Source organism: Evansella tamaricis (assembly GCF_019042215.1).
Taxonomy (GTDB): Bacteria; Bacillota; Bacilli; order Bacillales; family Salisediminibacteriaceae; genus Evansella; species Evansella tamaricis.
The window spans coordinates 12781-31305 of the sequence record NZ_JAHQCS010000012.1 but is presented as its reverse complement, the minus strand read 5'-3'; the positions used below and the strand labels follow the sequence as shown (position 1 = coordinate 31305).

The following is an 18525-nucleotide window of genomic DNA, read 5'->3' as shown; positions in this document are numbered from 1 at the left end:
GACGAGCGCAGCCATTGCCATACAAATAAAAGGAACTGAAAAAGTGGTTTTAAACTTTTTCAGTTCCTTCTTAATCGCTGCGGGGCACTTCGGAAATGACAACGGAAGTCAACGAGCGGACTTCTGTTGTCATTCCTCCACTGCCCTACGCTCGTGATCATAGGCGCTTGCGCTTTTCTTTGTCTAGCTCCAGCGCCTACTCGCTGCGGGGCACTTCGGAAATGACAACGGAAGTCAAATAGCGGACTTCTGTTGTCATTCCTCCACTGCCCTACGCTCGTGATCATAGGCGCTTGCGCTTTTCTTATTCCAGTCCTTTTCACTTATCTTGTTTATGAATTGCTTTCATTTACATAACAGTTTTGTTACGAACGAATATACATACAAATAAAATGATACTATGAAAGGGAATGGACATTGACTGGATGAAAGGAAGTTAGGTGACTAGAATGAAAACAGCAAGTATCATGTTATTCATAATCCCATTATGTTTTATACTGATTGGATGCCAATCACAAGAAGTGAAAAGCACTCACGATTCCATCCCGTCTTTTTCTGATGAGGGTTTTCATTCCAGTCCAATGACATTTCTATTTTCAAACGATGAGAGAATAGAAGATGAAAATAGTTACTATGATGCCTTATTAAATTTTAAAAGAAGGTATCCAGACTGTCTGGATACCGTTAAAATTGTTTCAACTAGCGAAAAAGAATTAGCAGAGTACTATAATATTATGGTATACCCCACACTCATTGTTGTTGATGAAGTAGGTGTTCTCATTCGAATTGAAGGGTATAAAGAGATGCCAGAAATTGTTGGTGTATTAGAAGCAACACTAGTTCCGGAAGAAGAAGCCTCTTAAAATACCAAGATAATTCATGAGATAGACAGAGATAAGAAAATAAACACTTCTATATTAAAAAAGGTATCCAAATAGGATACCTTTTTTGTTACTTTACAATATGAATTGGCATACCTAAGGCAACTTCTGCTGTTTCCATCGTAATTTCTCCGAGAGATGGATGAGCATGAATCGTTAACGCAATATCTTCTGCAGTCATGCCAGCTTCAATTGCAACACAAGCTTCAGAAATCATATCCGAAGCATTTGCTCCCGCAATTTGAACACCTAATACTAAACCATCTTCTTTGCGTGTCACCATCTTCATGAAGCCTTCTGTTTCATTTAGAGATAACGCCCGCCCGTTAGCTGCAAATGGGAATTTAGATACAACCACGTCATAGCCCTCTTCTTTTGCTTCCGCTTCATTAAGACCTACAGTTGCCAGCTCTGGACCGGAAAACACAACTGCAGGGATCGCAGTGTAATCAATTTCCGAAGGATGTCCTGAGATAGCCTCTGCAGCAACCTTTGCTTCATAAGATGCTTTATGTGCTAATTGTGGACCAGGAGCGATGTCTCCTATTGCATAAATGTTTTTAACAGATGTACGGCATTGCTTGTCAACCTTCACAATTCCTTTTTCATCTATTTCAACACCTGCTTGCTCTAATCCAAGCTCTTCCGTATTTGGACGGCGTCCAACTGTAACAAGAAGGATATCCCCTTCAAACTCTTCTTCTTTTCCTTTAATTTCTGCTTTGACCTTCACACCATCTTTAGATTCTTCCATGGATTGTGCAAACGCCTCCGTTTTAATCGTTACACCCATTTTTTTCAGGCGTCTGGCTACTAGCTGACTCATTTGCTTTTCAAAACCAGGAAGGATAGATTTTGTACCTTCAAGGATCGTTACTTCTGAGCCAAGGTCCGCATAAGCAGAACCTAATTCCACACCGATGTAGCCTCCACCGATTACAATTAATTTCTTCGGAACCTCTTTAAGTCCAAGAGCACCTGTTGATGAAACAACTCGCTCACTGAACTTAAATGCTGGTAGTTCAATTGGACGGGATCCTGTTGCAACAATACAATTATTAAATTTGTATGTTTGGGAAGACTTTTCATCCATGATTCTTACTGTGGAGTCGTCCACAAAGTAAGCTTCTCCCTTAACTATATCAACTTTATTTCCTTTTAAAAGCCCTTCAACTCCGCCTGTTAATTTATCAACAACAGACTGTTTCCACTTTTGTACTTTAGAAAAATCAAGGTTCACTTCTCCTACAGTGATTCCCATATCTTCCGAATGGTTTGCCCTGTGAAAACGGTGACCTGCTTCAATCAATGCTTTCGAAGGAATACAACCAACGTTTAAACAAACTCCACCAAGATTTCCTCTTTCAACAACAGTAACTTTTTGTCCTAGTTGGGCGGCCCGAATTGCTGCAACATATCCCCCCGGACCTGAACCTATGACAAGTGTATCTACTTCTACCGGAAAATCTCCTACTACCATTTGTTTAGCCCTCCATTACAATTAATTGTGGATCATTCAACAAACGCTTAATATGGTTTAACGCATGTTGTGCTGTTGCTCCATCAATGATACGATGGTCAAAGCTTAATGATAAGGCAAGTACTGGTGCCACAACCACTTCCCCATCTCGAACAACTGCTTTTTCTTGGATTCGTCCTAATCCTAAAATGGCCACTTCTGGGTGGTTAATAACAGGTGTAAACCACTGACCTCCTGCAGAACCAATATTCGTAATCGTACAAGAAGCGCCCTTCATTTCATCAGAACCTAATGTACCTTCACGTGCTTTTGTTGCTAATTGATTAATCTCATCAGAGATAGAGAAAATGGATTTACGATCTGTATCTTTTACTACAGGAACTAATAAGCCTTTCTCAGTGTCTGCAGCAATACCAATATTATAGTAATGCTTATGAACGATTTCATCTGTAGAATCATCTAATGATGTATTTAACATTGGGTATTCTCGTAAAGCAGAAGTCAATGCTTTCACAACGTATGGTAAGTAAGTAAGCTTAATACCTTTTTGTGCTCCGACCTCTTTAAACTTCTTACGATGGGCAACAAGATCTGTTACTTCAATTTCATCCATTAACGTTACGTGAGGAGCAGTATGCTTGGAATTAACCATTGCACGTGATATTGCTTTACGAATTCCTGACATTTTTTCTCGAGTTTCAAGCTCAGCATTTGTCCCTTTATATGGGGTTACAGATTTTTTCTCTGCAGGTGCTGTTGGTTGTGCAGAGACTTCTTGTGATTGGTCTGTTTCGCCTGAAGTTTGTGTAGAATCTGTACCTGTATCTCCAGATAAGAATTTATCTACATCCTCTTTTACAACTCGACCATTTTTCCCACTTCCGTTAACTTTAGCAATCGTTACGCCCTTTTCACGGGCATATTTACGAACAGAAGGCATGGCTATGACACGACGGTTCTCATCTACCTCTTCTTCAAGGTTGGCCGCAGGTTCAGTCGCCTTTTCTGATTTTGCCTGATCTTCTGTAGCTGGTGCTGTTTCCTCTTCCTCGTGGTCACCATGTGCAGAAGGAGGTTGAACAGCATCAGTTTCAAAAGTAATGATTACCGTTCCGACTGTTGTTACGACACCTTCTTCAATGTGGATCTTAGCAACTTTGCCGTCCACGGGAGATGGGATTTCAACTACAGCCTTATCGTTTTGAACCTCGCATAAAACGTCATCTTCCTTAACTTCCTGACCTTCTTTTACTTCCCATTTCACAATCTCACCTTCGTGGATTCCTTCACCTATGTCAGGCATTTTAAACTCATATGCCACGATTAACGCCTCCATTTCAATTCAATTATAATCATCCATATAGCAAGGAGGACTGAAAAGATATTCTATTCAGTCAATGCATTTTATTAGAAGTTAATGACCTGTTTTGCCTTTTCAGCAATGTCTTTGTAGCTTGGAAGCCAAGCGTCTTCAGCAGAAGCAAATGGGAAAATCGTATCTGGTGCTGTTACACGTAAAACTGGTGCCTCAAGACTTAAAATAGCACGCTCATTAATCTCTGCCACGACATGAGCAGAAACCCCAGCCTGTTTTTGAGCTTCTTGCACGACGATGGCACGATTCGTTTTTTCAACTGAATCTATAATTGTTTCTATATCTAACGGACTTACTGTTTGTAAGTCAATAACTTCCGCTTCGATTCCCTCTTTTGCTAACTCTTCTGCTGCCTTTAAAGACGAGTGAACCATTGCACCGTAAGTAATGATAGAAATATCTTTTCCTTCTCGCTTAATGTCCGCTTTCCCCAATGGAATCGTATACTCCTCTTCAGGGACTTCTTCACGGAATGAACGATATAGTTTCATATGCTCAAGGAATACTACCGGATCATTGTCACGAATGGCAGATATTAATAATCCCTTTGCATCGTATGGAGTAGAAGGAATAACCACTTTTAGTCCAGGAGTTTGTGCCATTAACCCTTCTAAACTGTCCGCATGTAATTCTGGTGTTTTAACCCCACCACCGAACGGAGATCGAATAGTAACTGGCGAATGATAAACTCCACCTGAACGATAACGCATTCTTGCCATTTGTGCTGCTACTGAATCAAACACTTCAAAAACAAAACCGAAGAATTGGATTTCCATTACTGGTCGGAATCCAGTTAGCCCTAAACCAATTGCCAGACCACCGATACCAGATTCAGCTAGTGGTGTATCAAATACACGGTCTTCCCCGAATTCTTTTTGTAACCCCTCTGTTGCCCGGAAAACACCACCATTTTGCCCAACGTCTTCCCCGAATACAAGAACATCTTCGTTATTCTTCAATTCGTTTCGCATTGCATCAGTTATCGCTTGGATCATTGTCATTTGCGCCATAGCTTACTTCGACTCCTTTTCTTTATACTCTTCCATTTGCTCCTTTAAGTTGTGCGGAAGTTCTTCTCCCATGAAACCGATAAGATCCGTCACTTTTTGTTTTGGAGCACTGTCAGCTTTTTTAATCGCTTCTTTAATATCTTCTTTCGCCTGTTCAACTACTTTGTTTTCTTCTTCTTCACTCCATAAGTTCTTACCTTCTAAAAACTTGCGGAAACGGACTAATGGATCTTTCTTTTCCCACTCATCGTCTAACTCAGATGTGCGATAGCGTGTTGGATCATCCCCAGCCATGGTGTGAGGACCATAACGATATGTTAATGTTTCAATTAGTGTTGGACCATTTCCAGCAAGACCACGCTCACGCGCTTCTTTCGTTGCCACATAAACAGCTAAGACGTCCATTCCGTCTACTTGAACACCATGAATTCCCGCAGCAACTGCTTTTTGAGCAATGGTTTTTGCAGCAGATTGTTTTTCAACAGGTACTGAAATTGCAAAACGATTATTCTGAACGACAAAGATGGCAGGAGAATTATAAGCTCCGGCAAAGTTCAATCCTTCATAGAAGTCCCCTTGAGACGCACCACCATCACCAGTATAGGTGATTGCTACTGCATCTTTTTTCTTTCGCTTAAGCCCCATTGCTACACCAGCATTTTGAATAATTTGAGCACCGATAATAATTTGAGGCATTAAAACATTTACACCTTCAGGCATTTGCCCACCTTGGTAATGACCTCTTGACCAAAGGAAAGCCTGCTCTAGAGGAACACCATGGAACACAATTTGTGGAATATCACGATAACCTGGTAGAATCCAATCTTGTTTTTCCAATGCAAAATGGGATCCGAGCATGGATGCTTCTTGGCCCGCAACAGGTGCATAGAACCCGAGTCTTCCTTGGCGGTTTAAAGAAATAGCACGTTGGTCCCAAATTCGCGTATAAACCATTCGTGTCATTAATTCTTTTAACTCTTCATCTTTGAGCTTTGGCATTGCTTTCTTATTTACAATTTCTCCCTCTTCATTCAGGATTTGAAACGTTTTGAATTGACTTTCAATGTTTTGCAATTCCTTTGTTTTTTCCATGAATCAATTCACCTCTTCCTTTCTTATCGCGATAGGCTGTAAGTATAATTTTAAAAACAAAATTCATCTGTCTATTTCACCAATGTTTAGGTTACCCATCTCCATTAAAACCATGTGAAATTAAGCTTAGAATCCTTGTTTCTAATTGTCCTATACCCATCTGTTAGTTCCATTAATCATTCGAGACGATCCATCTGTGTTATTCTATTTTTTTAAAAAATAGTACAATTAAAACCACGTGACTAAGTTTACATGAAACATTTACTAATAGTCAATCACTTTAACTTGATTTTACGGTTTTTTATTATAAATGCGTTGTTAACCTACTTGCACCCAAAAATACATCTGTTACATATCAATTTTTATTCTGTTATATACCATTCTCTTGTTTTTTCATCATTAAGAAGACAAAAAAACACCACGACGTCATGTCGTAGTGTTCCATGGATAAAAGTTATTCAAAAACTACATTCAATTCTGCCATTTCATAAAATGACCGCTTAGATTCATTAAATTCATTTGTATGGTCATTGAATTGCTGATTAAGGTCGTTAATCACTTGATACGCTTCATTTACTAAGTCATGCTGATCTTGTAAATCTTCAATCGTTGTATCTTCATGGTAATACATTGAATACAATTCAATATCCAGATCAATTGTAAGAAGGTACTGAGAGAATAATTCTTGATAAGTTTCAAAACGGTTTTCCATAACCTCGATCATTGCTTGTCCTTGCGCTTTCACTTCTTCATCCTCAATCTCATCTAGATATTCGATTGATAATTGGAACTCATCGTATGCTGTTTCAATAATCGCTTTTTCTTCTTCCATAATGGATCGTCTTTCTTCAGCAGATTCAATAGCAGTTTGGGCAATTTCTTCTAATTCTGCCAGATCAGAAATATCCCTAAGTTGTTCATACAATTCTAACTCATAATTTTCAGCTTCTGTCAAAGGCCCTTGCTTGTCTTCGACAGCTTTTTCAATCTGTACCGCTTCCTCCAAATGATCATACATTAATTCTACATGATTCACCTGTTCTTCACTACATCCTGCGGCAAATAAAGAAAGCATGAAGGCAGTACAGACTAAGTATAATTTTTTCAACATTCTTCCCCCCTAAGTACAAACAATAAAACCATTACTTTAAAAACTAACTTACTTTCAAACATTTGACAAGAGTTCTTTTTCACAACAAATAAAAAAAGAATCATTGGGTAAATATCCACTCCAACATTAGACATATGCATAGCATAATAATATACCGCATAAAGGAGGCATTGCCATGTACAATTACGGTGGTTACTGTAATCCTTGCTCACCTAGTTATGGAATACCTGTCCAAAGCTACGGTGCACCTGCATACAGCTACGGGACCCCTTCATATGGTGCATATTATGCTGCTGGAGCGTTAGCCTTACTAGTAATCCTTTTGATACTTCTTGTTATCGTAGGAGCAGGAACAATAGGTACTAGAAGATACTAACTAGGCAGTGTTTTGAAACGAGGGTAAGAAAAACTCTCGTTTCTTCTTTCCTAATACATTATAATATAGGATAGTGAAAGAACATAAGTAGAAATATTTCCCTTGTGTAAATTATTTTATCATGAATATTTTACCTTGGAGAAAAGAATATATAACAGTAATTGTTTGGAAGGAGAATGTTTCATGCTTACGATGAAAGATGTTATTCGAGAAGGACATCCCACTTTACGGCTAAAAGCTAAAGAAGTGCCACTTCCCCCATCTCAGGAAGATAAGGAGATACTCTCAAAAATGATGGAGTTTCTCGTACATAGTCAAGATCCGGAAACAGCTGAAAAATATGATCTGCGTCCTGGGGTTGGTCTTGCGGCACCACAAATAAATGTTAGTAAACAAATGATCGCTATTAGAACAACAGATCATAAGGAAAATCTCATTGAGATGGGGTTGTTTAATCCTAAAATCATTAGTCAATCTGCAGAAACCACTTATTTAGAGAACGGAGAAGGTTGTTTATCAGTAGACAGAGAAGTTTCTGGAATTGTACCTCGTTATGCTCGAATTAAAGTAACAGGAACAACTTTAGATGGAGATACCGTCACTTTAAGATTAAAAGGGTTTCCGGCTATCGTTTTCCAACACGAAATAGATCACTTAAACGGTATCATGTTTTATGATCGAATTGAAGAAACGGATGATCCTTATAAAGTACCTCTTCCACCAAAGGAAGTTATTAAACGGAACGAAATGGAAGATCCCCTCTCTTAATGGGGATCTTTTTGTTTAGAACAATGAATAGTTACACATCTGTATGTACTACTCTTTAAGGAGACCAACTTTTACTAGTCCGTTATATAAACCGTCCTCTTCCACATGACCAGTCACATATTTTGCCACATCTTTTGCCTCTGTTACTGCGTTTCCCATCGCTACTCCATAGCCAACATATTCGAGCATTTCAATATCGTTTAATCCATCACCAAACGCAAACGTGTTTTCTCGGGGAATATTCACTACTCTTAACAATGCTTCAATCCCTTTTGCTTTTGAACCACCGAGGGGTAAAACATCAATCGCATTTTGATGCCAGCGGACATAGTCAAAATGCTTTTTTTCATAGTACCACTGTGCTTTTTCCTGCTCAATAAATAAAAGAGCTTGGAATACATCGTTTTCATGGTGAAAAGTTTCATGATGTGGTGGGTGTTCGAAATTCATTGTACCAATACAATCCTGTATATAGTGATGGTTCGGATGATTAGCATAGATATGATTTTGATTTAAAAAGACCATCGGTTCTCCCTTTGTTTTCGCAACCTGTTCAAACTCTATTAGATGTTTGCGATCTAATGGATTAGAAAATAGTGTTTCTCCTTCAAATACAACGTAGGATCCATTAAAACTAACATACGAAAAAAGATCAAGTTCATTGAGAATATGCTTAAACCAAGTTGGTCCCCTACCAGTTGCAATCGCAACATGAATTCCCTGATCTTTCATTTTTTTTATTGCATATTTCGTAGACGGAGGAATTTGATTCTGTCCATTTAAAATCGTTCCGTCAATATCTAAAAAAACCATTTTTTCATTCATTATTATCAACCTCATTTTTATAAAACTGCACTATCCATAGTATATCTGCCCTATCAAACTTACTGGATACTTTCTTTTTTGTCAAAGGATTCCCAAGCTTTTCCTTACTATGTTTGGAGAGAATTACAAATACTATCGTTAAAAAGGAACGTCAGTCTTGAATTCAACGAAAGGAGGGTTTAAAATGTTGAAAAGGTGGAGAGAACGAATATTAAAAAGATGTAGGGATTTACTCCCGAAAAAATTATATGCATAATGGTATTAATCCTTCTTTCTACACCAAAGGAAAGAAGGATTATCCTTTGGCTTATAATTTCTGTATAATTAAGAACGGTTGTTTATTCTTTACATTTTAATTTGGGGATTAATACATAGGAGAGATAATGGGAGTTATGATAATACCAAATTAACTAATCCTATAGTATAAATAAATATAAGATAAATTAAGGAGAGGATTTACATGATTTTTAAAGTATTTTATCAACAGTCCACGGCAGAAATTCCTGTTCGGGAAAAAACAGATGCAATGTATGTGGAAGCGGATTCGGAAGAGGACGTTCGGAAAAAGTTAATTGGGACGCAGTATAACATTGAATTTATCACACCACTTGAAGGAAAAGCACTCGAGTATGAACAACAAGACGAAAAATTTAAATTGGAGAATGTATAATTATGAAAGCAAAAAATCATCAAGCAGCAGTATTCGCCCTCGGAGGTTTGGGTGAAGTAGGGAAAAATATGTACGGGGTTCAGTTCCAAGATGAAATCATTATCATCGATGCCGGAATAAAGTTTCCAGAAGACGAGCTATTAGGAATTGATTACGTAATTCCTGATTATACGTACTTAGTAAAAAACCAAGATAAGATCAAAGGTCTTTTTATCACACATGGACACGAAGACCATATTGGCGGGGTTCCATATTTACTTCGTGAAATTAATATTCCTATCTATGGGGGTAAATTGGCATTAGGTCTTATTCGTAACAAGTTAGAAGAGCACGGATTATTACGGGGAGCGGATCTTCGAGAAATTCATGAAGACGAAATTGTCAAATTTCAAAAGACATCGATTTCGTTTTTTAGAACGACTCACAGTATTCCTGACTCTTATGGTGTTGTCGTAAAGACTCCCGCAGGAAATATCGTCCACACTGGGGATTTTAAGTTTGATTTCACCCCTGTTGGCGACCCAGCGAATTTAACTAAAATGGCTAAAATAGGTGATGAAGGCGTTCTGTGTTTATTATCAGATAGTACAAATTCTGAAGTGCCTGGATTTACGATGTCAGAACGAAAAGTCGGAGAAAGTATCGATCAAATCTTCCGCTCAGTAGAAGGACGAATTATATTTGCAACGTTCGCTTCTAATATTTATCGATTACAACAAGCTGTTGAATCCGCCGTTAAATACAGAAGGAAGATTGCCGTTTTCGGTCGTAGTATGGAATCAGCTATAAACATTGGTCTTGAATTAGGCTATATAAAAGCACCCAAAAGTACATTTATTGATGCTTCACAATTAAACAAGATTCCTGCAGAACAAGTGGCAATCCTTTGTACAGGAAGTCAGGGTGAACCAATGGCTGCTCTATCAAGAATCGCCCATGGTACCCATAGACAAATTCAAATTATTCCTGGCGATACAGTTGTTTTTTCCTCTTCACCTATCCCAGGAAATACATTGAGTGTCAGCAAGATCATCAACCAGCTTTTCCGTGCAGGTGCCGATGTTATTCATGGGTCACTAAACGATATTCACACCTCTGGTCACGGTGGACAAGAAGAGCAAAAATTAATGCTCCGCTTAATTAAACCAAAGTATTTCATGCCAATCCATGGTGAATTCCGAATGCAGAAAATGCATGGAAAATTAGCTGAAGATTGTGGTGTTGCAAAAGAGAATATCTTCTTAATGGATAATGGAGACGTGCTCGCATTAGATAAAACAGAAGGAAGTCTTGTTGGGAAAATCCCTTCCGGTTCAGTTTATGTTGATGGAAACGGTATCGGTGATATTGGTAATATCGTACTTAGGGATAGAAGAATCCTTTCCGAAGAAGGGCTTGTGGTAGTGGTGGTCAGTCTTAACATGAAAGAATTTAAAGTTGCTGCAGGTCCTGACATCATTTCACGAGGTTTCGTCTATATGCGTGAGTCCGGTGACCTTATCAACGAAGCGCAAACAAAACTGGCTGATCATTTAAATGGGCTTATGGAACGGAAAACCTCCCAGTGGAGTGAAATTAAAAACGAAATTACAGACATGCTCGGACCGTTTCTATATGAGAAAACAAAACGTAAGCCAATGATTTTACCTATTATTATGGAAATTTAATTTTACTGAGTGTAATGCTTGAAAAAAAAGATCTACCGGGGTTCAACAATACCTCTGTAGATCTTTTCTCTTAATCCTCTTCATTAAATAATGCGTGTTCTAAGCGGGTAAGGTCCTTATCAGCACCAATTACAATCAACACGTCCCCAATCTGTAATGATTCATTTGCTGATGGAGAAACATTTATTTCATCTCCCCGTTTAACCGCCATGATGTTACACCCATATTTCGCACGGACATTTAATTCTATTAATGACTTCCCGCTTACTGAAGTACCTGCCATTAATTCTACAATACTATATTCATCAGATAGCTCCAAGTAGTCTAAAACATTTTTCGAAACGATATTGTGGGCAATTCGAACACCCATATCACGCTCTGGGTGAACTACTCTGTGGGCTCCTATTTTATTCAAGACTTTCTCGTGATAATCATTTTGAGCCTTTACTGTAATATGCTTTACCCCCTCCTCCACTAATAATAATGTCGTTAAAATACTGGATTGAATATTATCCCCAATAGCTACAATGACGTGATCGAAATTACGGATTCCCAAGCTTTTTAAGGTGTTTTCGTCAGTGGAATCTGCAACAACAGCATGGGTAACAACATTAGCAAATTTGTTCACTTTATCCTCATTCGTATCAATGGCGAGAACTTCCATGCCTTGTTTCCTAAGTGATTGACAAATACTTCCCCCAAATCTACCTAAACCAATTACAGCAAATTGTTTTCTCATCGTTTCCCTTATCCCCCGTATAATGACGTCTTTTCCTTAAGTTCATCATACAAATGTTTTTATTTTTGGACAATAGATTAAACCTATAAAGATTTTTTAGCTACCACTTTATATAAACAAATGCTCATTTATATATTCATGTTGATTGTAGTGAAGGTCGCTCGCTTTCACCACAGGCACAAAGTTATAAGTAGAGGTAGAGACATTTCTATCACCTTTCGCTACACTATATCAAAAAATCAACATCATCCTTTAACAAAGCCTAAACAAATAAATGTTATTGTTCAGACAAAATAAAAACTGACCCTAAAGGATTTTACCTCTAGGATCAGACAGATTAACATGTTCCTTATTCTTTTATTCCTAAAACTCGGTTAACACGTTTTGTCAGCATTTTCATACCGCCCCCGCCAGCTTGGAAGTGGCGTAACTGACCTTCTTCATCAAAGACATAGTAACTTGGAACATATTGATTTTCAAATGCATCAGTCAATTTATGCTCGCTATCCACATAGATTGGCTGGGAGATATCATGCTCTGCTGCTACCTTTTTAATTTCTTCCAAATCCAAATCTTTTTCAGATCGTGGCATATGGACAGCAATGACATTTAATTTATCTTTATATTGGTCGCGGAACTCATTCACATTTGGCATGGCATCTTTACAAAGGCCACAACTGATCGACCAAAAATGAATTAACGTAGGCTTATCCCCCACTAAATTTTCACGGGTAACTTCTCCATTTAACCATTCTGTTGCACCGTCAAGTTCCGGCATAGGCGCTCTTAATTTCATGAAATCCACCTCATTAATAATATAATTTAAGAAAGGACCTAACAAAATGGTTTGCTAGGCCCCAGAAAGTCGGTATTATACGTTAAGAGTTTCTTGACCCGGTTTCCAGTTTGCAGGGCAAAGGCCACCAGTCTGTAACGCTTGAAGGACACGTAGTGTTTCATCCACATCACGGCCAATATTATTGTGGTTAACAACAGAATACATTAATTCCCCTTCTGGACTGATGATGAACAAACCACGTAATGCAATACCTTCATCTTCCACTAAAACTCCATAGTCACGAGAAACGGAATGATTTGTATCAGCAGCTAACGGGTATTTTAAATCACCAAGACCATTATCATCACGATTTGTGTTAATCCATGCTTTATGTGTGTGGATTGTATCTGTAGACACCCCGATGATTTCTGCATCAAGATCTTCAAATTCATCATAACGATCACTTAAAGAAGTGATTTCCGTAGGACAAACAAATGTGAAATCCATTGGGTAGAAAAATAATACTGTCCACTTATCCTGCTTCATCGTTTCTTCGAGACTAACTTTTCCAAACTCTTTGTTAGGTAGTACAGCATCCATTTCGAATCGTGGAGCCTGCTTTGCAACCATACGCTTATCTGACATTATGTAGCCCTCCTAAAATTATCATGCTCAAATGCTCATTATTTAACAATTGTTATTATAGAGTAGATATTTGATATCAGTCAACATTTAAGAGCAAATAATGACATATTTCTAATAAATAATTTGCCCTTTTTTATCTGATTTTAAACATCTTTGTAATGAACAACTTTATTATAACCAACTTTGGTTTTATTCAAAATTAATTTGCTCAATCACTTTAGTTTTCTCAAAAGAATGGGTATGGTAAACTCTATAAACGAAGCAGAAAGGGAAAGGAAGGGATTATGATATGAATGTTAATGAATGGGTTGGAGCAATAGACTGGGCTACACTTATGACACAAGCTCTGCTCTTGGCTTTGCAGGTTATTGTTATCTTAATTGCCTTCTCCATTATTAAAGGTATTGGAAAAAGGATTATCACCAGTTCTTTTGAACGGATGACTTCTCAGCGAAATATGTCACCTGGAAGAGCAAAAACATTAGAGAAATTGGCACTCAATGCGTTTACATACGTATTATGGTTTATTCTAGCTACAATTGTTATCGGAATTTTTGATTACGATGTTACTGCTTTAATCGCAGGTGCTGGTATCATCGGGTTAGCCATCGGCTTTGGTGCACAAGGGCTTGTAAGTGATATTGTAACGGGATTCTTTATTCTTCTTGAAAAACAAATTGAAGTGGAAGAGTATATTACAGTGGCCGGTATCGATGGTATTGTCGAGGAAGTTGGCTTACGTACCACAAAAATACGTGGCTTTGATGGAACAGTTCATTTTATTCCAAACCGTGAGATAGGCAGTGTAAGTAATCATTCCCGTTCTAATATGCGTGCACTTGTTGATATAAGCATTGCTTATGATGAAAATATTGACCAAGCCATAGTTGTTCTTCAAGAAGCTTGTGATAATGTAGCAGCCCGTCTCGAAACCATTAAAGAAGGACCAAATGTCGTCGGTGTCCAAACACTTGGAGATAGTGATGTGGTGATTCGAATCGTGGCAAAGACAGCTAATATGGAACAATGGGCAGTAGAGAGAGAACTTCGTAAAGCAATGAAAGAGGCACTAGACAAAAATAATATTGAAATTCCTTTTCCACATCAAGTTTATATACAAAAGCAATAATTAGATTAACAGCGGATGTTTTATAATTCTTCCATATACAGGAATCTTAGTCTTATACAGATCAAAAATGCTCAGTGACCATTCCTTTAGGTACTGAGCATTTCTTCTATCAAATGTCCTTATTGTGGTGATTGGTTTACCCGTGATTCCACTTGCTCACAGATCTGCTCTGCATTTAATCCTTGTGCGCTGATTACAGATCCTTTCGTTACCGTATCCTGCATCCCCATCATATTTTCATCCTGTCCTGTGATAACACAGCAATCACAATCTGCCGCATCTTGCTCTTGTTGTAATTGAACTACCTGATGTCCCCTTGCCTCTAATGCTTGTTGAACATCTGTTAATGATTGTTCCACACCGATTTTAGCCATATCAGTAATCCTCCTTTAACATAGTACAGTTATAAGATGACCAAAATTTTGTATGCTATGCGTAAATTTTTCCAAAAGATGTGAACATCTTTAATTTATATAGAATTACCAAGGCTAAAGAAAGGTTGTATCTAGACATAAATAGAAAACTATACTTTCTGCTTATTATAGAAGAAAAAGCGCTCGAACTAGCCAATGCCCGAAGGTGTAAAAATATAATATAAGCGAAAAAACGTGATGAAAAATGTTTCACAGCCTTCGAGTCCCGCCGTGAAACATTCTTTCATCACGCACATTAATTATAAACGCAGTGACCTAAATCACTTACGCCCCCTTTACATAATCAATTAAAAGTCGGATTGCACAGTCGATGGCGTCTTCATTGGGATTTAATTTAGAGGAATGCAAGCCATGTTCACTCCCTACTCCAAGCCAGAACATGAACCCGGGAATCTCCTCAAGGAAGTATCCAAAATCCTCTCCTGTCATAGCCTTCTCACTTTCAAAGAATTTCACATAATCTAATTCTTTCACGAAGTCAATGAACGCCGACGTTTCAGCCTCCGAATTGAAAACCTGGCAATAATTTGCTCCATAGTCTATGGACAACTCACAATCAAAACTGGATTCAATTCCCTTTACCATCCCCTCAATCCGCTCTTTGACTAGATGCATAGAATCGATAGTTAACGTACGAATTGTACCTTCAATGCGAGCATTCTCCGCAATAATGTTTTGCTTCGTCCCACCTGCGATTTTCCCGATCGTTACTACTGCAGAATCGAGAGGAGAAACATTCCGTGAAACAATAGTTTGCAACTGAGTAACTAAATAACTTGCCGCAATTACCATATCATTTGCCTGATGAGGATAGGCTGCATGTCCACCTTTTCCCTTTAAATCAATAAACAATTCACTTGTATTTGCAAAAAGGAACCCCGTTTTTGTCCCAACGGTTCCAACAGGAAGTTCTGGAGCGATATGTAAGGCCACCATCCTGTCTGGCTTCCACGATTTAAATTCTTCCGATTCCAGCATCGGTTTAGCCCCACCTGGACCTTCCTCTGCAGGTTGAAACACAAACAACAAGTTATCCTTCGGTTGGTGTCCAGAAAAATAGGTTAAAACACCGAGAGCAATACTCATGTGAAGATCATGACCGCAAGCATGCATCATGCCTGGATGCTCCGATATAAACGGTAAAGCAGTTTCTTCCTCAATCGGTAGGCCATCGATGTCCGTCCGATACCCAATTGTCCTAGTTGGGGAAGAACCACCCAACCGAACTAGAATCCCAGTGCGCCAAGTCTTCCACTCTAGCCAATCCTTATTAGGTAGTTCCTCAATGTAATTCAGTAAATAGCGCTGCGTTTTTACTTCCTGGAACCCAAGTTCAGGGATTTGGTGTAAGTCCTTACGAATTTTTATAAATGGTTCAGTATTAAACGCCAATGTATCTTTACCGCTCACCATTTTTACTCCTCATTAAGCTTGCGAAGTTCCTGCTTTATTTCTGTTTTACCTTTCGTCTTCTCATCAATTTCCTTGATTACCCGTGCTGGTGTCCCCGCAACAACGGTATTTGGAGGAACATCTTCTGTTACAATTGCTCCAGCAGCAACAACGGCACCTGCACCAACAGTCACTCCTTCCAAAATAACTGCATTTGCACCAACAACTACACCATCTTCAACGATAACCGGTTTTGCAGAAGGTGGTTCAATTACTCCAGCAAGGACTGACCCTGCACCGATATGACAATTCTTTCCGACAGTTGCCCTTCCACCTAAGACCACGTTCATGTCAATCATTGTTCCTTCCCCTACAACAGAACCGATGTTAATGGAAGCCCCCATCATGATGACCGCGTTATCCCCGATTTCCACTTGATCACGAATGATGGCCCCCGGTTCAATCCGCGCTTTGATATTTTTCATATCTAATAAAGGAATCGCTGAGTTACGACGGTCATTTTCCACCACATAATCCTCGATTTTTGCTTCATTTTCACTAATAGCAGCCTGAATGTCTTTCCATTCTCCAAATAATACACCTGTATTTCCTTGAATAAAGGATTTTGTGTCTGCACCAAAATCAATACCTTCTAACTCCCCTTTTATATGTACCTTGACAGGTGTTGATTTTACACTGTTAGAAATAAAGCTGATAATTTCATTTGCATCCATCATTTTCATTGTTATATCCTCCTAAATAGTAATAAAATACATACTTATCATAGACATTACCCTCTGAAATTGCAATGAATTTGTAGATAAGCCCTTTCACTAGTTTGGACCATAGTCTCTGGCGATATGAGGAAAAGGACACAACTGAAGAGGAAATTTTTTTGTTTGAAATGGACTTTGTTAAAAGCTAATGTTAATTTCCCTTAAAAAAACCGAGGAGGTTTTCCCCACTCGGTTTTAATCTAGGAATAATGAATCTTCCATCAGCCAAATATAAAACGGGGAATCCCCTGCTTTAATCCGCTCAATCATCACATCATATTGATTCCAATCGTAAATCTCCATCCATATACCATCCATTTCATTCTCACCAGCAAATTTTAAGTTTTCTTCCAATACTTCCTCTTCAGCCTTCCACCGTACTTCATCAAGAGCCTCACCTGGATAAGCCATCGCATTGATTTGATCTGTATCGGGGTTAACAAAGTAAGTTAAGGTGTCATAGCTGTAGTAATATCCTCCGTTATACATCCCTTCATCCAACGGAACCCCCATTTCTGAAAATAATTCTTCCTTTTGGCTTCCGATTCGGACATCATTTTGGAAAAACAGTTCTTCCAAATAGCTAGGGACTGGGTTATCATCCTGATCTATTTCTTCTTCCCCGACAGGTACAGGATTTTTATTTTCTGTTTCATTGTTTTCCCTGTCTACTAATGCTAAATGTCCGTCCGTGTCGTGAGAAGCATAGGTAAGGGACCAATAAGTTGTCACCGAAAATATTACGATAAATATAATAATCCATTTTGATTGTACTTTCATGAACGATCCCTCCCTTTTCTCTCTATGTTTCCCTCGTAATTCTTTTGATAATCTACCACTTTCTAGTAAAGTATATGTTTAATAGAAGGAAAATTGACTATTAAATAAAAATTAATGTATAAAATCCACATTCCAGAGAAAAATACAATTATGGGATGTAGCGTTTTAACGCAACGGCAAAGCCTTCCTTCGAGGTTTACCCTTACAGGTGAAAATCCTGTACATCCCGCCACAACTACATTCCCTTAATATAATAGACGTACCAACACTTAAAAGGTTTCAATTTTCCCATTAGAAAAACAACTCACACATCAAGTGCGAGTTGTTTTTCTTTACTTGTTTACCTTGTGGATTAAATCCTTTAGTTCATCACCATTAAATCCAACTACTATATTCCCCTCAAAATGAGTAGTTGGCGTTCCCAAGACTTTTAAATCCTTCCATTCTTTAAAGAATTGGTGATTCTCTGAGATGTTTTTTTCCTGGAATGGAATGTTATGTTTTGTTAAATAGGAAAGTACGAGTTCACAATAGGAACATCCACTGCTTGTAAATACCGTAACCATCTATCGATCTCCCTTATGTTTCGTATTTTTT

The 18525-nt window shown here is 38.3% G+C and carries 20 protein-coding genes; 6 read left to right on the top strand and 14 right to left on the bottom strand.

Going from position 1 to position 18525, the window contains the following annotated elements; genetic code table 11:
• Positions 1-449: 449 nt before the first annotated feature.
• Entirely contained in the window at positions 450-863 is a 414-nt protein-coding gene (locus KS419_RS00700; protein WP_217064173.1) for a thioredoxin domain-containing protein, read from the top strand.
• Between the two features lie 88 nt (positions 864-951).
• Here KS419_RS00700 and lpdA read toward each other — a convergent pair whose 3' ends face one another.
• The 5 genes from lpdA to KS419_RS00675 all read right to left on the bottom strand — a co-directional run bounded on the left by lpdA (position 952) and on the right by KS419_RS00675 (position 6949).
• The gene (gene lpdA, locus KS419_RS00695) at positions 952-2361 is read right to left on the bottom strand and encodes a dihydrolipoyl dehydrogenase (RefSeq protein ID WP_217064172.1); all 1410 of its coding nucleotides are present in this window, start codon (positions 2359-2361) and stop codon (positions 952-954) included.
• A 4-nt stretch (positions 2362-2365) separates the two neighbouring features.
• Complete coding sequence (locus KS419_RS00690) at positions 2366-3682, bottom strand: dihydrolipoamide acetyltransferase family protein (protein ID WP_217064171.1); 1317 nt, start codon at positions 3680-3682, stop codon at positions 2366-2368.
• An 86-nt stretch (positions 3683-3768) separates the two neighbouring features.
• The gene (locus KS419_RS00685) at positions 3769-4746 is read right to left on the bottom strand and encodes an alpha-ketoacid dehydrogenase subunit beta (protein WP_217064170.1); all 978 of its coding nucleotides are present in this window, start codon (positions 4744-4746) and stop codon (positions 3769-3771) included.
• 3 nt (positions 4747-4749) lie between these two features.
• The gene (gene pdhA / locus KS419_RS00680; protein WP_217064169.1) at positions 4750-5838 is read right to left on the bottom strand and encodes a pyruvate dehydrogenase (acetyl-transferring) E1 component subunit alpha; all 1089 of its coding nucleotides are present in this window, start codon (positions 5836-5838) and stop codon (positions 4750-4752) included.
• Positions 5839-6292: 454 nt separating this feature from the next.
• The gene (locus KS419_RS00675; RefSeq protein WP_217064168.1) at positions 6293-6949 is read right to left on the bottom strand and encodes a YkyA family protein; all 657 of its coding nucleotides are present in this window, start codon (positions 6947-6949) and stop codon (positions 6293-6295) included.
• Positions 6950-7124: 175 nt separating this feature from the next.
• On the opposite strand from KS419_RS00675, the gene KS419_RS00670 reads away from it, so the two are divergent.
• Positions 7125-7325 carry a sporulation protein YjcZ gene (locus KS419_RS00670; RefSeq protein WP_246593571.1) on the top strand — a complete coding sequence of 67 codons (201 nt, stop codon included), beginning with the start codon at positions 7125-7127 and terminating at the stop codon, positions 7323-7325.
• 183 nt (positions 7326-7508) lie between these two features.
• Complete coding sequence (gene def / locus KS419_RS00665) at positions 7509-8093, top strand: peptide deformylase (protein WP_217064167.1); 585 nt, start codon at positions 7509-7511, stop codon at positions 8091-8093.
• 48 nt (positions 8094-8141) lie between these two features.
• Here the strand turns inward: def and KS419_RS00660 are convergent, their stop codons facing one another.
• The gene (locus KS419_RS00660) at positions 8142-8918 is read right to left on the bottom strand and encodes a Cof-type HAD-IIB family hydrolase (RefSeq protein ID WP_217064166.1); all 777 of its coding nucleotides are present in this window, start codon (positions 8916-8918) and stop codon (positions 8142-8144) included.
• A 460-nt stretch (positions 8919-9378) separates the two neighbouring features.
• On the opposite strand from KS419_RS00660, the gene KS419_RS00655 reads away from it, so the two are divergent.
• Positions 9379-9588, top strand: coding sequence for a DNA-dependent RNA polymerase subunit epsilon (locus KS419_RS00655; RefSeq protein ID WP_217064165.1), 210 nt, complete (start codon positions 9379-9381; stop codon positions 9586-9588).
• A gap of 2 nt (positions 9589-9590) precedes the next feature.
• Entirely contained in the window at positions 9591-11255 is a 1665-nt protein-coding gene (rnjA, locus tag KS419_RS00650) for a ribonuclease J1 (protein WP_217064164.1), read from the top strand.
• A gap of 70 nt (positions 11256-11325) precedes the next feature.
• Here the strand turns inward: rnjA and KS419_RS00645 are convergent, their stop codons facing one another.
• The 3 genes from KS419_RS00645 to KS419_RS00635 all read right to left on the bottom strand — a co-directional run bounded on the left by KS419_RS00645 (position 11326) and on the right by KS419_RS00635 (position 13417).
• On the bottom strand, positions 11326-11994 hold the full coding sequence (locus KS419_RS00645) for a potassium channel family protein (protein WP_217064163.1): 669 nt from the start codon (positions 11992-11994) through the stop codon (positions 11326-11328).
• 349 nt (positions 11995-12343) lie between these two features.
• Positions 12344-12790 carry a redoxin domain-containing protein gene (locus tag KS419_RS00640; protein WP_217064162.1) on the bottom strand — a complete coding sequence of 149 codons (447 nt, stop codon included), beginning with the start codon at positions 12788-12790 and terminating at the stop codon, positions 12344-12346.
• Positions 12791-12865: 75 nt separating this feature from the next.
• Positions 12866-13417: a peroxiredoxin gene (locus tag KS419_RS00635; RefSeq protein WP_217064161.1), complete on the bottom strand. Its 552-nt coding sequence runs from the start codon at positions 13415-13417 to the stop codon at positions 12866-12868.
• Positions 13418-13706: 289 nt separating this feature from the next.
• Here KS419_RS00635 and KS419_RS00630 point away from each other — a divergent pair, with 289 nt between their 5' ends.
• Entirely contained in the window at positions 13707-14546 is an 840-nt protein-coding gene (locus tag KS419_RS00630) for a mechanosensitive ion channel family protein (protein WP_217064160.1), read from the top strand.
• A 119-nt stretch (positions 14547-14665) separates the two neighbouring features.
• Here KS419_RS00630 and KS419_RS00625 read toward each other — a convergent pair whose 3' ends face one another.
• The 5 genes from KS419_RS00625 to KS419_RS00605 all read right to left on the bottom strand — a co-directional run bounded on the left by KS419_RS00625 (position 14666) and on the right by KS419_RS00605 (position 18494).
• A complete protein-coding gene (locus KS419_RS00625) occupies positions 14666-14920 on the bottom strand; it encodes a YkuS family protein (protein WP_217064159.1) in 255 nt (84 codons plus the stop codon).
• Between the two features lie 324 nt (positions 14921-15244).
• Entirely contained in the window at positions 15245-16390 is a 1146-nt protein-coding gene (locus KS419_RS00620; RefSeq protein ID WP_343215005.1) for an N-acetyldiaminopimelate deacetylase, read from the bottom strand.
• Between the two features lie 5 nt (positions 16391-16395).
• On the bottom strand, positions 16396-17115 hold the full coding sequence (gene dapD, locus KS419_RS00615) for a 2,3,4,5-tetrahydropyridine-2,6-dicarboxylate N-acetyltransferase (protein WP_217064157.1): 720 nt from the start codon (positions 17113-17115) through the stop codon (positions 16396-16398).
• Positions 17116-17343: 228 nt separating this feature from the next.
• On the bottom strand, positions 17344-17928 hold the full coding sequence (locus KS419_RS00610) for a hypothetical protein (protein ID WP_217064156.1): 585 nt from the start codon (positions 17926-17928) through the stop codon (positions 17344-17346).
• 332 nt (positions 17929-18260) lie between these two features.
• Positions 18261-18494, bottom strand: a complete 234-nt coding sequence (locus tag KS419_RS00605) for a glutaredoxin family protein (protein WP_217064155.1) — start codon at positions 18492-18494, stop codon at positions 18261-18263.
• Between the last annotated feature and the right edge of the window lie 31 nt (positions 18495-18525).

Bases quoted from the DNA above. Each gene is read 5' to 3' on its own strand.
- KS419_RS00625 (WP_217064159.1), bottom strand. From the start codon at position 14,920: ATGGCTAAAATCGGTGTGGAACAATCATTAACAGATGTTCAACAAGCA.
- KS419_RS00685 (WP_217064170.1), bottom strand. From the start codon at position 4,746: ATGGCGCAAATGACAATGATCCAAGCGATAACTGATGCAATGCGAAAC.
- KS419_RS00640 (WP_217064162.1), bottom strand. From the start codon at position 12,790: ATGAAATTAAGAGCGCCTATGCCGGAACTTGACGGTGCAACAGAATGG.
- KS419_RS00630 (WP_217064160.1), top strand. From the start codon at position 13,707: ATGAATGTTAATGAATGGGTTGGAGCAATAGACTGGGCTACACTTATG.
- KS419_RS00605 (WP_217064155.1), bottom strand. From the start codon at position 18,494: ATGGTTACGGTATTTACAAGCAGTGGATGTTCCTATTGTGAACTCGTA.
- pdhA (WP_217064169.1), bottom strand. From the start codon at position 5,838: ATGGAAAAAACAAAGGAATTGCAAAACATTGAAAGTCAATTCAAAACG.
- KS419_RS00610 (WP_217064156.1), bottom strand. From the start codon at position 17,928: ATGAAAGTACAATCAAAATGGATTATTATATTTATCGTAATATTTTCG.
- KS419_RS00675 (WP_217064168.1), bottom strand. From the start codon at position 6,949: ATGTTGAAAAAATTATACTTAGTCTGTACTGCCTTCATGCTTTCTTTA.
- KS419_RS00645 (WP_217064163.1), bottom strand. From the start codon at position 11,994: ATGAGAAAACAATTTGCTGTAATTGGTTTAGGTAGATTTGGGGGAAGT.
- KS419_RS00635 (WP_217064161.1), bottom strand. From the start codon at position 13,417: ATGTCAGATAAGCGTATGGTTGCAAAGCAGGCTCCACGATTCGAAATG.
- KS419_RS00660 (WP_217064166.1), bottom strand. From the start codon at position 8,918: ATGAATGAAAAAATGGTTTTTTTAGATATTGACGGAACGATTTTAAAT.
- KS419_RS00655 (WP_217064165.1), top strand. From the start codon at position 9,379: ATGATTTTTAAAGTATTTTATCAACAGTCCACGGCAGAAATTCCTGTT.
- KS419_RS00700 (WP_217064173.1), top strand. From the start codon at position 450: ATGAAAACAGCAAGTATCATGTTATTCATAATCCCATTATGTTTTATA.
- def (WP_217064167.1), top strand. From the start codon at position 7,509: ATGCTTACGATGAAAGATGTTATTCGAGAAGGACATCCCACTTTACGG.
- dapD (WP_217064157.1), bottom strand. From the start codon at position 17,115: ATGAAAATGATGGATGCAAATGAAATTATCAGCTTTATTTCTAACAGT.
- KS419_RS00670 (WP_246593571.1), top strand. From the start codon at position 7,125: ATGTACAATTACGGTGGTTACTGTAATCCTTGCTCACCTAGTTATGGA.
- lpdA (WP_217064172.1), bottom strand. From the start codon at position 2,361: ATGGTAGTAGGAGATTTTCCGGTAGAAGTAGATACACTTGTCATAGGT.
- rnjA (WP_217064164.1), top strand. From the start codon at position 9,591: ATGAAAGCAAAAAATCATCAAGCAGCAGTATTCGCCCTCGGAGGTTTG.